We start from the raw sequence: 15,053 nt of genomic DNA on the forward strand, positions 1-15,053 counted from the left end.
TATGAACGAACTACACGTTGATCATGAGGTCTATTTACTACCAGCCTCATTTGGACAAGAAAGAATATGGTTTTTTGAACAAATGGAACCCAACACGCCTACGTACAACATCCCTTTTATCTTCAAAATGAAAGGGAGTCTTGATCCAACTCTGCTAAAGGCAACTCTACTAAGAATAGTTGAAAAACACGAAGTGCTCAGAACGACGTTTTGTCAGGTGGACGGGGAACTTTTACAAAAAGTTTCCCTCGTTAACCCTCCATTTAGTTTTATCCAAACGTCTATTCAGGAAATGGAGGAGAGTCTTGATTTTCCTACTTACCTTCGGAACTTCGCCCTGAAACCATTTGACCTGAGTAAAGAACCTTTGATTCGGTTTGAACTCATACAATCTGAAGAAGACCTCCATTATTTGTTGATCAACGTCCATCACTCCATTTTCGATGCATGGTCCATCGACGTATTGAAGAACGAGATCTTAAGCATCTATCCATTGCTGAAGCAGGGAAGGGAGTCAGAAATGGAGGAGATGGAGCTCCAATATGCGGATTATGCCAGCTGGGAGAAAGAAAGGCTATCGGGTGACCAGCTCACACCGAAAATTGATTTTTGGAAGGAATATTTAAAAGGGGCGCCGCCTTCCTTGCAGTTGCCGACCGATTTCACCCGCCCTAAGCATGCCGCCAAATCCGGAAACAATTTGAAATTTTCTTTTCCAGATGATCTGGTAGCAGCCATAAGGAAATATGCAGTGGCCAATGGCTCCACTCCCAGTGCTTTTTTCTTGGCTGTCTTTTATGTCCTGCTTTATCGCTACTCTGGACAAAAGGATATAGTCATAGGTACTCCTGTTGCAAACCGGCAAGAATCATTCACGCACGATTTAATTGGATTTTTCGTGAATACGATGCCCGTCAGGTCAAAAATCAAACCGTACAGCAAATTTGAAAATTTCCTCAAGAGTACGTTGAAGAATTTTGTTCACACCCATGGCTATGGGGAGGTACCGTTTGAACGAATCGTTCAAGAACTGAATCCTGAGAGAAGCCCGAATGTCCATCCCCTTTTCCAGGTCATGTTCACCTTTCATGAGAAGGCCCCTTCAGAAGGGGGAGATGAGTTTGAAATGGAGCACGAGAAAATTAACACCCAGACATCAAAATTCGATCTTGTCCTTTATGTGAGCTGTGATGATCAAACGGGTGTAGGGGAAATTGAATATGATTCCGATCTATTTAAAGAGGAAACCGTTCAGAGATTCATTCATCATTACATCAGATTGATAGAAGACATATTGAATGACCCTCAAAAACCGATATCCAGATTGGCTATTTTAACAGACGAAGAGAAGGCCGGGATGCTGGCTCCTGTTTTTTTGCCGACACCTCTATCTTTCATACATGAACAAGTGGAGGAGTCTGCCCAGTCTCACCCGACGATCTGTGCATTAAAGGATCACCACGGCGAATGGACCTATTCTGAACTCAGTGACAGGTCGAACCAGATTGCGAATATGATCCATGAAAGTGGGGTTGACCCTGGTTCGATTATAGCTATTCAAATGGAAAGGTCCAGAGAACAAATAGCAGGTATCATCGGGATCCTGAAAGCAGGATGCTCTTATCTCCCGCTGGATCCAGCTCTCCCTAAGAGCCGAAGGGGGTTCATTCTATCGGACTCCCAATCCAGTCTCTTGCTGGTAGATACAGACGGTAGAGTAGAAGTGGATGTACCGGTATGCACAATTGGACAAGCAGTATCCTTCGCATCCACTGCACCCGACTTGCTCCAGAGATCTTCACCTACAGATCTTTCAGCCTATCATATCTACACGTCAGGAAGTACAGGGAATCCAAAAGGTGTTTCAATCAGCCATCATTCCCTGAGTAATCATATAGCAGGCTATCTTGCTGAGTTTCCTCTTGGAGAAGGAGAGAGAGTCTTACATAATATCAATTATTCCTTCGATGCCTCCATGACTGAAATCTTCAGTACGCTGATGTCAGGCAATACACTGATCATGAGCGAGCCGTCAAGACAATTTGATGTAGAATATTTAGCTGACTTAATGTGCACGGAAAAAGTGACAAGGGCACAATTATTCCACAGCTTGATAGAGAAGTTGATCACCATCCCGTCATTCACCGATTCCCACTCTTTACACTACATCATCACAGGGGGAGATAAGCTTAGCCAGTATCTAGTCGGTGAATATTATCGGGCGATGGGGAATCGTACGCCCCTTGTCAATGTGTATGGACCGACGGAGGCGACAGTGGCTACCACCTTTTATATCTGCAAAGACTCCGACACGGATCAAGTCATCCCCATCGGAAGGCCATTTGCAAATTATCAGTTACTAGTTGTAGACGATCATGGGGAGTTGGTTCCTCCTGGAATACCTGGGGAGCTATGGATTGGAGGGGATGGTCTTGCACAAGGTTATCTGAATAATGAGACATTATCAGAAGGAGCCTTTGTGAATGTGAAATGGGAAGGATCTTGCGAAAAACGATTCTATAAGACTGGAGATATCGTTAAGCAAAACCATTCGGGTGAATTTATCTTTATCTCCAGAAAAGATTCTCAAGTCAAGATAAGGGGATTCCGGATAGAACTCGGTGAAATCCAGCATGTGATCCTGACGATTCAGGGAGTACAGCATGCAGCGGTGGCCGTCAATCAAATCGAGGGGGAGAAGAAGCTGTTTGCGTTTATTGTAAAGCAAAAGGGCTCCCTTATTGATGCAGCCACGATCAAGGCAATCATCAAGGAAGAACTTCCTTATTACATGGTTCCAAATGCTATCGTGTTCATGGACGACATACCAGTCAATTCAAACGGGAAGCTACTGGTGAAAGAATTGCCTTTTGATCAGAACGACCTGGTTTCCCAGGAACATAAAAAGCAGCCAGAATCCTTACTCCAGTTTGCCTTGACGGCCATATGGGAGGAAGTATTGGGCCTTGACGATATTGGAATCAATGAAGACTTCTTCGACCTTGGCGGTCACAGCATCAAAGTGCTCGAAGTGGTGGGTTGCATACGACGCGACCTTAAGCGAAGCATTCCAATGTCGATTCTATTTGAGCATCGAACCATTGAATCACTATCAGACGCCTTGGAGAAGCTGGAAGTGAAAGGGCATAACGGGGGAGTGGTCGTGCCATTGAATCAGACAACGTCCAATCATCCCCCCTTATTCCTCATTCATCCAGGAGGGGGAGGAGTCATGTGTTATCTATCTCTTGCAAAGGAACTGAAGCAGGACGTATCGATATTCGGCATCCAGTCTGTTGGATATGAAGGGGATTGCGAGCCCTTGAAAGACATCCGCTCCATGGCCGAGAAGTACGTAGAAGAAATCAGGATAATCCAACCAGAGGGGCCTTATAGGCTTGCAGGCTGGTCCATGGGGGGCACCCTAACAGTTGAAATGGCAAGGATCCTTGAAGAAATGGGAGAAGTTTGCTCATTCATCGGGTTAATCGATGCTCATCCTTTCAACGGAGACCATGAGGTGGAAGGTCGGCAAGAGCCACTGATGGCTTGGGCTCAAAGTTTAGGGGAAGATATGGTCCAATTCGAGGGAATGAACATGGAGGCAAAGCTTTCGGTGTTATTGGCAAAAGCAAAGGAAAACAAATTACTCCCTGGACTTGCGGAGGTCGAGGATGTTAAGAGGGTCATCAAGATCATGGCTTCGAATAATTTTGCTTGTGATCATTATCATTTTCAAGGGCCGATACAATCCGATTTGATCGTGTTCCATTGTGTAGAGAAAGATCCGAATCACTTTCATGATCTTGTTCATCCCGAAGACTGGCAAATACGTACCAAAGGGACAGTTATCCCCATCGAGATAACGGGTCGTCATCATGATGTCGTCTCACCGCATCATGTGAAATCCTTAGCCGATAAGCTAAACCAATTTCTATAGGGGGCAATCCAGATGGTCAACCAAGTAACAGGGAGAGTCGCGAAGAATCCTCATGAACTTTACGTTAGTAAGGTACTGAAACCACAATTCGATTACGAGCTTGAGCACTATTTACAACATTATATCTCCATCGAGAGAGTGTTGCTTCAACGATATGAAAAGATGGATTTACTCGGACGTGAAGATATCGTGCCGATTCTGGCGGCTCTGAATGAGATGAAAAAGACTGAACTCGTCACTTTGTCAGGCGATAATCTGACAGATATCGCCTTAACCATAGAACGCTATGTAAATGAAAAAGTGGACAAGGAAATCGTAAATTGGCATGTGGACAGGAGCAGGAATGATTACCAGGCGACGGCTCAGCTGATGTACGGCAGGGAGAAGTGGTTGGGGCTCCTAGATAAAATGTTCCAGATTAATAAACAGATCCTTAAGAAATGCTCTCTCTATTCAGGCTGCATGATGCCTGGGTACACCCACTATCAATCGGCACAGGTCATCACCATTCCGTTTTATTTAACAGCTGTCAGTGAGCATATCCTGCACACCATCAGCAAAATGCTGCACGTCCTAGAGTCGACCAATGGGCGCTGCCCGCTGGGATCAGGTGCCATGTCCGGTCAGGAGCTTCCGTGGAATTGCGATGAGATGGCGGCCTCCCTTGGATTCACTTCCTATACGGGGCATGCGCTGGCGGGGGTGGCATCTCGGGGGTGGGTACTGGAGATGGGCGAGTGTCTGTCGTATCTCGCAACCAATTTAAGTCGGTTCCTAACCGATTTCCTTATGTGGGGAAGCAGTGAACAGCAGTTCATCACCTTCCCAGATGAACTGTCGGGCATTTCATCCTCCATGCCTCAAAAACGGAATTTCCCCCTTCTCGAACGGGCAAGGGGAAAGACAAGTCATTTGGTGGGCTTCTATATGGATATGATCCTAGGGCAAAGAAACACTCCCTACAGCAATCTTGTGGAAGTATCAAAGGAATCGTCCAAAAGCTTGCCACTCTTATTAAACAATGCAGATGACGTATTGGATTTGTTTCTCCTGATCGTTCAGCACATGGAATTTAACGTCGATAAAACCGAAGCCGCATGTTCAACGGAATTTTTCGGAGGTTTTTCACTGGCAAACCAATTGACGTTAAAAAATCATATTCCCTATCGCACGGCCCAGGTTATTGCCGGAAGGTTCATTACCTTTTATATTGAGCATGACCGGAAGCCTGACGAAGTGTCGAATGAATACCTGACAAGTATGTGTAAGGATGAAGGATTCATTAATCACATATCGGGTCAAGAACTGCTTGAGATCTTTGACTTCCGCCGGGAAATCGACCGAAAGATAACGGAGGGTTCCACCCATGATGATTCTGTAGGGAAGATGATGGAGTCATATGAAAAGCGAGAAGCAACGTTACAGCAAACATTCATCTCTATCAAAAATAGGGTCCTGTCCAAATTGGATGAGCTGGAGAACTGGGAACCTAACGAAGGGAGCTTATGATGAGCCCAGAGAGGGATCACCTTGATTACACAGCCAAAAGGTACGGGGTGGGAAAATCATACGGGACATTCGGCGAACTGCTACAGGGGGTCCTGCCGAATGAACAGAACTTCCTTGTCACCTTCCCCATTGAGAGGTATTCGGAGTGCAAATTTTATCCGTCTGTGAGAGGGGAGTTATCCATTTCCCCTCCAGGAAAGCTGAAGTCCTTAGACCTGGCCAGAAAGTTATTATCCTACTACGATAAACCAGTCAGTGGTCATCTGGTCATAGATAGTGAATTAGTGCAGGGGAAGGGCTTGGCCAGTTCGACTGCAGACATGATTGCCGTTTCGAGAGCAATAGAAGATGTGTTTGGTATGGATATACCAGTGGGGGTGGTGGAGTCGTTCATCAGGGATATTGAGCCAACCGACGGGATCATGCATGCAGGAATCGTGGTTTACTATCATAAAAAGCTCGAATTAAGAGAATCCCTTGGAAGCTGTCCCCCCTTGTCGATTCTGGCTTTGGATGAAGGAGGGGAGATCGATACGATCAAATACAATCAGGTAGAGCGGGAAGTTTCACAGGTGGATAAGACGGAATATCAGTCCCTGCTGTCTGATATGAGTTCGGCACTCCGCGATCATGATCTGGAATTACTCGGTAAGGTGACCACCCGAAGTGCCATTCTGAATCAAAAAAACCGCCCGAAGAAAACGCTTGATTCGATGAGGGAGATCTGTGATTCCATCGGAGGGGTAGGAGTTGTGACCGCTCATAGCGGAACCTATATTGGAATCATTCTATCTGACGATGACCCAGACTATACAACCAAAAGAGAAATCGGGTTGGAATCCTTGAGACAGTTGGGCTACCCAGTCGAGGTATTCAACTCATGCTCGAGTCATTATGTGAAAAAGGAGGTGCCAGTGTAATGGTCATGACAATGGTGGACTTAATAGGGAAGACACCGTTAATACAGTTGAAAGGGAATGTAAACGGCTTAGCTCCCGTGTATGCCAAGCTGGAGATGTACAATCCATTCGGAATGAAAGATCGAGTCGCTAAACAAATTATTTTGGATGCGAAAACGAGCGGTATGCTGAAGGAGGGAGCCCCCATCATAGAAAGTTCTTCCGGAACTCTCGCCTTAGGGGTTGCACTGGTTGGATCGTATCTTGGGCATGAAGTGCATATCATCACTGATCCCCGTATTGATTCGCTGACACATACTAAGCTTAAGGCGCTGGGAGCGACCATCCATGTAGTGGAAGAGATGGGTCCGGCAGGAGGATGGCAGCAAGCCAGGCTGAATGTCCTTTATGAGATGCTTGAACAACACCCAGATGCTTTCTGGCCAAAACAATATGAGAATCCTCAAAACCCTTTGGCCTATCATGAACTGGCGGATAGCGTGGTGGATGAAATCGGGAACGTAGACATTGTGGTCGGAGCGGTCGGAAGCGGAGGGTCCCTGTGCGGAACAGCCGAAAGACTGAAGGAACTAAATCCCGACCTGAAAGTCGTGGCAGTCGATGCTGCAGGAAGCTCCATCTTTTTTCAGGAGGACAAGCCGAAAAGGCTTCAAGGAGGTCTTGGCAATAGCCTTCAACCGAAAAATGTCAATTACTCGATCATTGATGAGGTGCATTGGTTAAACGATGAAGAGGCATTCAACTGGACAATTGAACTGTCAAGACATGAAAAGATTTTCGCCGGAAATAGTTCCGGAAGTGTATATGCCGTCGCCAACTGGCTCAGTTCTCACGTCGACCCCTCAATGAAAATCCTGTGCGTGTTTCCAGACAGGGGAGATCGCTATTACACCACCATTTATCAAGAAGCTTTCTTTGCGGAACACCGATTAACCCCATATTCCCTAAATGATCAACCGGAAGAGGTAGCGACCATCCAGAACACGGAAAAGTGGTCGTACCTTAATTTTAAGCAATGGAAGTGTTCGAATGAAGAAGCTGTTATTTATTGAAGCCAATACAACAGGTACGGGTATGATGGCAATTCAAAAGGCTCATTCCCTGAACGTATCTCCTGTATTCATCACTAGGGATCCAAGCATCTACAAAGGTCTGGAGGAACAAGAGTGTGAACTCATGATATGCGACACGAATCATTATGAGGAGATCCTCAGGGTGATCAAAGATGCTTTCCATTCAGGAGAGATCGGGGGTATCACCACCACGAGTGAATTTTACATTCATACCGTTGCCCGGTTAACTTCTGCTCTTGGAATTACAGGTAATCCTCCTGAAGCGGTCGCGGCTGCAAGGAATAAGTTCGCTGTTCGGGAAAAATTAAAACAGAGCAAAACGCTTTATCAGCCTTTCTATGCAGGGGTTAAAACTGAAGAAGACCTAGTGAAAAAACAGCATGAGTTCCCTACTCCATGCATCGTCAAGCCAGTGGATGACAGCGGTTCTAATGGTGTGAAGGTCTGTCATGATTTCTCTGACCTGCTCAATCATTCGCTTCGCCTGCTCAAGATCAAACTGAACACGAGGAATCAGCCCGTTGTGAACATGGTCCTTGTAGAGGAGTATGTAGAAGGGCAGGAATACAGTGTGGAATGCTTCTCTTTTAATGGGAAGCACACTCTGATCGGCATAACAAAAAAACAAGTCGGAAGCGACCCATTCCGGGTGGAACAAGGACATCTGTTCCCGACTGATGATCTGTCGTGGGACGTTCATGATTGCCTCGAGGAAGGGGCATTTGAAATCCTTCACACGCTGGGGTGGTTCACAGGCCCGAGTCATATCGAGGTAAAGGTCGCAGAGGGCAGATTGTTCTTGGTTGAGTTCAATGGCCGCCTTGCAGGTGGAATGATTCCTGAACTAATCCGGTTATCAAAAGGCATCGACCTTCTGGAGGAACAGATTAAAGCTTCGCTGGGCATTCAGCCTGCGCTATCCCACCCTTCAGGCTGTTATGCGGGTATACAATTCATTGTGCCTGGAACGAGTGGTGTCATTACGGAAATCAATCCCATAAAGGATCAGCATGTAAAGGGGATCAAAGAGACCAGGCTGAATGTGAAGATCGGTGATGAAGTTGAATCAGCCAGGAATGCCTATGGGAGGATCGGGTACACGATTGCTGTAGGGAAAGACGCCAAGAATGTGTTGTCCGTTATCCAAGAAGCATCAAAACAGGTGAAAATCGAAGAGAAGGAGTATAGTAGATGAATTATTTAAGTGATACCATAACCAAACCTACTGAAGAAATGATGGCCTCGATCCAGCATGCTGCCCTCGGGGACGATGTATATGGTGAAGACCCTACTGTCAATCGGTTGGAAGAATTCGCAGCGGAGCTCCTTGGAATGGAGTCTGCTTGCTTCATGCCTAGTGGGACGATGGCGAATCTGGCTTCAATTATGGCCCATTGTCCCAGGGGATCCAAGGTGTTGGTCGGGGACGAAAGCGATATCTACATCTTTGAAGCAGGTGGGGCTTCCGTCTGTGGAGGGATCATGTACGAACCCATCCCCACCCAGCCGAACGGTGAACTGGCCATCCAGGACTTAGAGAAAGTCTTCCCCTTTGACCCAGAGGATCCCCAATTTGCTCTGCCTGCATTGATCTGTCTTGAGAACACGCATAACCGCTGCGGTGGTAAAGTCCTTTCTCTGAGCTATCTCAAGGACGTATATGAGTTCAGCCGAAAGCGAAAAATACCCATCCATATGGATGGGGCACGATTGTTCAATGCAGCTTGTGCAGCTGGAGTAGACGTCAAGGAGATCATGCAATACGCCGACTCTGTACAATTTTGTCTGTCGAAAGGTTTGTCTGCTCCGATTGGTTCCATTGCAGCAGGATCGAAAGAACATATCAAGAAGGTGAGGACATTACGCAAAATGCTCGGAGGTGGTATGCGCCAAGTTGGAATCATGGCGGCGCCTGCGCTGGTGGCATTGGAAAAGATGACTTCACGATTGAGAGATGACCATACAAGGGCCAAGCAATTAGCCCAGGGGCTATCATCCATTCCAGGAATCCACATCAATCCCGACGAGGTAGAGACCAATATCGTCATTTTTACCGTCGATGAGGACATATGTACGTGGCAACGATTTTTAGCATTGAATGAGAATCAAGGTTTGATATTTTCTGAGATGGGGTATGGAAGAATCAGAGCGGTGATTCATCGACATATCTCTGATGAGGATATTGCATCTACGATCTCTACTGTGCGATCAGTAATAGAGATCGAGATGACACAAACCGTTTAAATCATGTCATGATTCGCCGGCACACCGTTCCCTGGTGTGCTTTATTTTTGTCTTCATCTCTTCGGCATCTGGATGATCACCCAGTCTGTCAATCTTCTCCTCGGCTTGATCAAGTAATTTGGTAGCCTCTATGGAATTACCCCTCTTTTGTTCAATTTCCGCAAGTGCTCGTAAGGAGCGAATGAGGAAATCATTTTTATTTTCCAGTGAAAAAACCGATATGGCATCAGAAAAATAGACAGAAGCACTCTCCAGATCATTCTTTTTCTCGTAGACGATTCCAGTTAAATGAGATAGTTCCCCTTTTGAATATAATAAATGATTAGCCAGTAGATAATATTGTATCCTGTGAGCAAGATCAAGGCAGGAGTCATACTTTTCATCTATATAATAGATATAAGCCATGTTGTACCCGAGACGAGGATAGAGTGATTTATCCTCTATGAGATTATTGTCCTCAGCTGCCTTCAATGATTTCCTGAGGAGGGAACCCGCCTCCTGGAACTCTTTTTTCTCTATTAATACCAATGCAAGCGAGTTGGCGATGTTAATGTCGATTTCTCTGATAATCTTATTTTTGTATAGTAATTTTCGAAAGGCCGTTTCAGCGCGATCGGCTTTTTTTTCTATTTTGTGAATGAGGATGGCCTTTTGCCAATTCACAAAGCGAAGAAACTCATCGTCTTCCAAGTTAGGGTGTTTCGATATGAACGTTTCTGCTTCTTCAATGAGGTACTGAATTGAGTCGAAATCTTGTTGGTATAAACTTTCTCGGCATAACTTTTTGATCTTATCCATATGAACAAATTGAGACTCAAGGTCAGGTGTGAGGATAAAATCGACTGAAATATTCAACTTATGACAAATTTTCTGAAGAACATCTAGGCGGGGAAGTTGAAGAGATTTTTCGATCCGGTACAGGGTCGATTCATCACAAATGTTTTTAGATACATACTGTCTGGAATATCCAATCTTCATGCGAATTTCTTGAATTTTTTTCCCGATGTGATCCATATTTCCTCCTGTATTGTAGTGAAATACTTGTCATAATATTTCGTAAATGCATATATAATTTTACAAAATTTTGTACAATAATGGTACTAGGATAAAGGAAGGGAGGCGAAAACAGTATGAAAGGACTAAAAAAATTCATGTTTGTGGCTCTTTTAACGTCAATCGTGATGGGAAGTGTGGGCCATGGTAATCATTCTGGTAGCGTAGTAGTAATTTTTAAGGATATTGATGATCCAATCATTGGTCACCATTAAACTATTTTTGATCAACAGAGGTGAAATCAGGTGGGGCATAGGGTATTGATTGTCGATTATATAAAGGAAAAAAGTCATTCTCAAAAGATTTTGGGAACGTTGTCTGAAAGAGGCTACTCATGTCATCTATTGCAAAATGCTTCCTCTCTTAACGATTCACTGTTTGTAAACTTTTATGATATAGCCATTTTTAATCTAAATAAAAAAGAAATCGTGAACCAATTGCCTTCTGGTAAATGCAAGAAGATTGTGTTGATAGGAAAAAGTGAGAAGCACCTGCTCCCTTATATCCTAAATACTCAGGCTATTGTACAGAAGGATAGTGTGGAGGAACTGATAACGGCTATGACCGTTGTAAATAATGGAGGCTTCTATATTTCGGAAGAGCTGAAGGATTCATTGTTCCCGGCAACCTTAACTGGTCAACAGCAGGATCATATGGTGGATCTGCCGGAGATTCTGACTGAAATGGAGCTACGGGTTGCTGAAGAATTGATTAATGACAAAACGAATCAGCAGATTGCTGATACACTCTACTTAAGCAAGCGGACAGTAGAATATCATATTGCTGCAAGCATGCAAAAATTAAGAGTCAAATCCCGGGTGGGCTTGGCAGTCAAAATAACCAGAGCAAATCTACTATACGCCCATTCAACTAAACATTTATCCTCATTAACCTCCATATCATAATACCAACTGTTCAAAGAGTCCATCTGATGATGGGCTCTTTTCTTAGTATTGCGTGAAATACGGGTGTATTAAGAAGGACATTTTTTTAAGATGTAATGGAGAAACACTTCTATGTTCATAGAGAAAGGGGAAAATCGATGGAAGGATATCTGGTTAAGTTAAGACCGATAGAAGAAGAGGACTTCGAATTGTTTTCTAGATGGGTCATACCGTCTACTTCTAGTGCTTTGGCAAGGGGTTCATTGGAGTTTGCCACAACTGAAGAAATCAAGAAAGATATTAAATCGGGCAATACGCGCTATGCGATGGTATTGACCCATGATGATCGTAAGATTGGCTTTGTATCATGGCAACCCCAGAAGTATGAAGGGAGCTATGTACTAGGAGGGGTCATCGGGGAACCGGAACTATGGGATAACGGATACGGTGCAGAAGCCTCACTCCTTATCATGGACTATTTATTCCATAGTAGGAATGCCCACAAGGTCCAATTCATTAACGGATTGTACAATCTGCGTTCGGTCCGTTTCTTGATTAAGAACAAGGTGACGATCGAAGGGATTATGCGGGACCACTTCTTCATTGATGGTGAGTACCATGATGCCGTGGTTTCTTCCATCCTGCGGGATGAATATTATGCAGACGAACAAAATGTCCCGCAAGACAGCATACCGAAAGAAGAAAAACGATTGATCCGGGAAGAACTTCATGAGTACATGAATGGCTATTGGAAAGAGCATTGTCTTCCGGAACTGATTGGTAAAGGTGAGAAAAAATGAGCTGGGATAGTCATGTCGTTGTCGTGACAGGTGCTTCCAAGAGACTGGGGGCCGGGATGGCGAACCACTTCGCATCCTTGGGTGCCACCGTGATCCTGGGGTATAGAAGCTCCCTGGAAGAAATTCAAGAACTGGTCAGGAAGATACAAGAGTCCACAGGCAATGAAAGAATTGCATACGAACGAATTGATGTGAATGACCGTGACGAGGTTCAGAGCGCCTTTCAGCGTATTCTATCCACATACGGCCGTATCGATGTCCTCGTAAATAACGCAGGAGTAAGTTATGGAGGGGCACTGATTCCGAGTAACCCGGTCGAAAAATGGGAGGAAATCATCCATACCAATATCATGGGTACCATCAATTGCATTCATGCAGTTTCCCTCCACATGTTAACCGAACAGAGGGGATCCATTATCAATATTGCCTCTCTGGCTGGCCTGGTGGGAATGGACAGGTTGAGCGCCTATAGTGCGAGTAAAGCGGGGGTGATTGGATTGACACGGTCGCTTGGGAAGGAATATGCACGGTTTGGTGTCAGGGTCAATGCAGTCGCGCCTGGCTATATCAACAACACGGGGATGGTGGATCGGATTCCTGAAGATCAGATGGCTGAATTCAAAAAGAAAATTGCCATGGGGCATTTAGGAGAGGTCGATGATGTCGCTGAAGCGGTAGCATTCCTTGCTTCTCCTCAATCAAAATATATAACTGGTCAAACGCTGGTCGTCGACGGCGGTCTTATGTGAAAAACGGAGGTGTTTAAATGAAATCAGCTGTATTGTTTCCCCCATTGATGACGTTGAAATCCGGAAACTTCCTGGATTTATATCAGGCATTTCCTGAGGTGAGAGAGAAATTCAAAGAGTCCAGTGCCATCTTGGGTTATGACCTTGCCGAGCGCTTCTTCTCGGAGGATGTCGCCGTCATCAACCAGGGAGATATTGCAAGACCAAGCATTGTAACCATTAGCACAGCGTTACATGACATGCTGAAGGAGATGTTCGGGAGTCCCGCGTACTATGTAGGACCAAGTCTTGGGCAAATGACGGCGATCCATTGCAGTGGGGCCCTTAGCTTTGAAGATACCATCCGCATGGTCAAGGGTATGTGCGATCTGGAAGAAGAGGATGAACGGAATAAGGGATATGGCGTTTTCTTCTTCTACAATATCGATTGCTCCATCATGGAGAAGAATATGCAGATCGTAAGGGAGTCGGGAGGATATGCAGAGCCTTGCATGTACGCATGTTCCAATCAAATGATTGTGAATGGAGATTTCGACTCACTGGAAAAACTCGCCGAGATGGCCATGTCCCAAGGAGGGTTGGGCGTCACGATCCCATTCGGTCCTCCAGGGCACTGCTCGCTGCTCACGGATGTCCAAGGTAAGTTAGCAGAGCAATTCATGCCGACCATCAGCCCACTGCGCCCCGAGCCGCCACTAATTAGCAATGTAGACGGTTCAGCTATCACGGATGGTGACGGAGTGAGTGATGAAATCATTGGGCAATATGTGGTCACGGTGCAATGGTATGAGGTCCTTAAATCGCTTAAATCAAAAGGCGTAGAGAAGCTTTTTGTCCTGGGGCCAGGTCAATTCATTTCTAAATCTCTACAGTTTACTGATATTCCTTTTGAAGTAGAGACGCTCGTCACCATGGAAGAGATCAGGGAGAAATTCCCACATTACGTGAAGGAGCAGGTGTGATTTTCTTATGGAAGCATTATTATTACCAGGCTTAGCTCCTTCTGACTATTCAGAGGTAGAGGCATTTATTCACCAAAGTCCACATGCACGTCGGCGGTTTTCCGAAGCGAGCTCTACGATCGGATATTCGTTGATGGATGCTTTCAGGGAAGCGGATGAAAGGGAATATGAAGTGAAAGAATGTGCATTTCTAGCTAATTCTGTGGCCTTGATGGATCATTATGCCGATCTGTATGGCAGTAGACCCGAATACACGATCGGACCGAGTTTCGGGGTGATGGGGGCCGCAGTCGCTACAGAGACGCTCACTTACGAGGAAGCTGTCTGGCTGACCCATGAGTCTGCCAAAGTATCCGGACGATTCTATCATCATCTTGAGGGAGATTATCAAACTCATTTTATTTACAATCTTTCACTGGAGGATGCGAGGGGAATAGTAGAAGAATTCCATGCTCACAACAAGCCGCTGGAGTTGGTGGGGTACCTTGAGAAAGTCGTCTGCCTGTGCGGCCCTGCCGGTGTCATCAAGGAGTTAAAGGAATACCTTAACAACAAACCCAAATGCTTTTCCCTCCACACAATGAAACAACCGATCCATAGCAGCACTCTCGCTCCCCTGCATCAGGAATTGAAAAACGGGATCTTCAAGGAGTTCAACTTTAAACCGCTGAAGGGTACGTTTATATCGGATGTGTCCGGTGAGCTCGTTCAAGACCCTGAGAAGTTTAAGCAATCGTTATTGGACGGCTACGATAACCCGGTCAGGTGGGACTTGGTGAAGCAACAAATCGTCCGTCTTGGATTGAAGGATATCTATGTCGTCGGACCAAAGAATCTATTTAATCAATTACTGAAGAAAGACGTCCAGACGATAGAAGTCAGCCCGGAAAAAATGGTGGACATGCTGGTGGAACGTTAA

13 protein-coding genes are annotated in these 15,053 nt (G+C 45.3%); 12 read left to right on the forward strand and 1 reads right to left on the reverse strand.

Translation table 11 applies throughout. The features are described from left to right. Position 1 precedes the first annotated feature (1 nt). From ABJ225_RS13055 to ABJ225_RS13080, 6 genes are read left to right on the forward strand one after another with little or no spacing between them, the layout of a single operon-like run. Complete coding sequence (locus tag ABJ225_RS13055) at positions 2-3,940, forward strand: non-ribosomal peptide synthetase (protein WP_347320648.1); 3,939 nt, start codon at positions 2-4, stop codon at positions 3,938-3,940. Positions 3,941-3,952: 12 nt separating this feature from the next. Next, complete coding sequence (locus ABJ225_RS13060) at positions 3,953-5,449, forward strand: lyase family protein (RefSeq protein ID WP_347320650.1); 1,497 nt, start codon at positions 3,953-3,955, stop codon at positions 5,447-5,449. Further along, complete coding sequence (locus ABJ225_RS13065; protein ID WP_347320652.1) at positions 5,449-6,369, forward strand: GHMP family kinase ATP-binding protein; 921 nt, start codon at positions 5,449-5,451, stop codon at positions 6,367-6,369. Before ABJ225_RS13060 ends, ABJ225_RS13065 begins: the two co-directional genes overlap by 1 nt. Then, on the forward strand, positions 6,369-7,421 hold the full coding sequence (locus tag ABJ225_RS13070) for a cysteine synthase family protein (protein ID WP_347320654.1): 1,053 nt from the start codon (positions 6,369-6,371) through the stop codon (positions 7,419-7,421). Before ABJ225_RS13065 ends, ABJ225_RS13070 begins: the two co-directional genes overlap by 1 nt. Continuing rightward, positions 7,399-8,637 carry an ATP-grasp domain-containing protein gene (locus ABJ225_RS13075; protein ID WP_347320656.1) on the forward strand — a complete coding sequence of 413 codons (1,239 nt, stop codon included), beginning with the start codon at positions 7,399-7,401 and terminating at the stop codon, positions 8,635-8,637. The genes ABJ225_RS13070 and ABJ225_RS13075 overlap by 23 nt, the downstream gene beginning before the upstream one ends. Beyond that, complete coding sequence (locus ABJ225_RS13080) at positions 8,634-9,686, forward strand: GntG family PLP-dependent aldolase (RefSeq protein ID WP_347320658.1); 1,053 nt, start codon at positions 8,634-8,636, stop codon at positions 9,684-9,686. The genes ABJ225_RS13075 and ABJ225_RS13080 overlap by 4 nt, the downstream gene beginning before the upstream one ends. A 6-nt stretch (positions 9,687-9,692) precedes the next feature. Here ABJ225_RS13080 and ABJ225_RS13085 read toward each other — a convergent pair whose 3' ends face one another. Beyond that, complete coding sequence (locus ABJ225_RS13085) at positions 9,693-10,700, reverse strand: helix-turn-helix domain-containing protein (protein WP_347320660.1); 1,008 nt, start codon at positions 10,698-10,700, stop codon at positions 9,693-9,695. A gap of 116 nt (positions 10,701-10,816) precedes the next feature. Here ABJ225_RS13085 and ABJ225_RS13090 point away from each other — a divergent pair, with 116 nt between their 5' ends. The 6 genes from ABJ225_RS13090 (at position 10,817) to ABJ225_RS13115 (ending at position 15,053) form a co-directional block, all read left to right on the forward strand. Beyond that, positions 10,817-10,954, forward strand: a complete 138-nt coding sequence (locus ABJ225_RS13090) for a hypothetical protein (protein WP_159645999.1) — start codon at positions 10,817-10,819, stop codon at positions 10,952-10,954. Positions 10,955-10,999: 45 nt separating this feature from the next. After that, the gene (locus tag ABJ225_RS13095) at positions 11,000-11,644 is read left to right on the forward strand and encodes a LuxR C-terminal-related transcriptional regulator (protein ID WP_159645996.1); all 645 of its coding nucleotides are present in this window, start codon (positions 11,000-11,002) and stop codon (positions 11,642-11,644) included. A gap of 137 nt (positions 11,645-11,781) precedes the next feature. Next, positions 11,782-12,423, forward strand: a complete 642-nt coding sequence (locus ABJ225_RS13100; protein WP_053428484.1) for a GNAT family N-acetyltransferase — start codon at positions 11,782-11,784, stop codon at positions 12,421-12,423. Beyond that, positions 12,420-13,172 (forward strand): SDR family NAD(P)-dependent oxidoreductase, encoded by a 753-nt coding sequence (locus ABJ225_RS13105; protein ID WP_079514966.1) that lies wholly within the window; start codon positions 12,420-12,422, stop codon positions 13,170-13,172. Before ABJ225_RS13100 ends, ABJ225_RS13105 begins: the two co-directional genes overlap by 4 nt. A 17-nt stretch (positions 13,173-13,189) precedes the next feature. Continuing rightward, complete coding sequence (locus tag ABJ225_RS13110) at positions 13,190-14,134, forward strand: ACP S-malonyltransferase (RefSeq protein ID WP_347320664.1); 945 nt, start codon at positions 13,190-13,192, stop codon at positions 14,132-14,134. 7 nt (positions 14,135-14,141) lie between these two features. Then, on the forward strand, positions 14,142-15,053 hold the full coding sequence (locus tag ABJ225_RS13115) for a hypothetical protein (protein ID WP_347320667.1): 912 nt from the start codon (positions 14,142-14,144) through the stop codon (positions 15,051-15,053).

It is taken from the genome of Rossellomorea sp. RS05, assembly GCF_039822645.1.
GTDB classification, from domain to species: domain Bacteria; phylum Bacillota; class Bacilli; order Bacillales; family Bacillaceae_B; genus Rossellomorea; species Rossellomorea marisflavi_B.

Coding starts and splice junctions, on each gene's coding strand:
- ABJ225_RS13115 (WP_347320667.1), top strand. CDS start 14,142: ATGGAAGCATTATTATTACCAGGCTTAGCTCCTTCTGACTATTCAGAG.
- ABJ225_RS13055 (WP_347320648.1), top strand. CDS start 2: ATGAACGAACTACACGTTGATCATGAGGTCTATTTACTACCAGCCTCA.
- ABJ225_RS13085 (WP_347320660.1), bottom strand. CDS start 10,700: ATGGATCACATCGGGAAAAAAATTCAAGAAATTCGCATGAAGATTGGA.
- ABJ225_RS13080 (WP_347320658.1), top strand. CDS start 8,634: ATGAATTATTTAAGTGATACCATAACCAAACCTACTGAAGAAATGATG.
- ABJ225_RS13060 (WP_347320650.1), top strand. CDS start 3,953: ATGGTCAACCAAGTAACAGGGAGAGTCGCGAAGAATCCTCATGAACTT.
- ABJ225_RS13090 (WP_159645999.1), top strand. CDS start 10,817: ATGAAAGGACTAAAAAAATTCATGTTTGTGGCTCTTTTAACGTCAATC.
- ABJ225_RS13105 (WP_079514966.1), top strand. CDS start 12,420: ATGAGCTGGGATAGTCATGTCGTTGTCGTGACAGGTGCTTCCAAGAGA.
- ABJ225_RS13100 (WP_053428484.1), top strand. CDS start 11,782: ATGGAAGGATATCTGGTTAAGTTAAGACCGATAGAAGAAGAGGACTTC.
- ABJ225_RS13075 (WP_347320656.1), top strand. CDS start 7,399: ATGAAGAAGCTGTTATTTATTGAAGCCAATACAACAGGTACGGGTATG.
- ABJ225_RS13070 (WP_347320654.1), top strand. CDS start 6,369: ATGGTCATGACAATGGTGGACTTAATAGGGAAGACACCGTTAATACAG.
- ABJ225_RS13110 (WP_347320664.1), top strand. CDS start 13,190: ATGAAATCAGCTGTATTGTTTCCCCCATTGATGACGTTGAAATCCGGA.
- ABJ225_RS13065 (WP_347320652.1), top strand. CDS start 5,449: ATGAGCCCAGAGAGGGATCACCTTGATTACACAGCCAAAAGGTACGGG.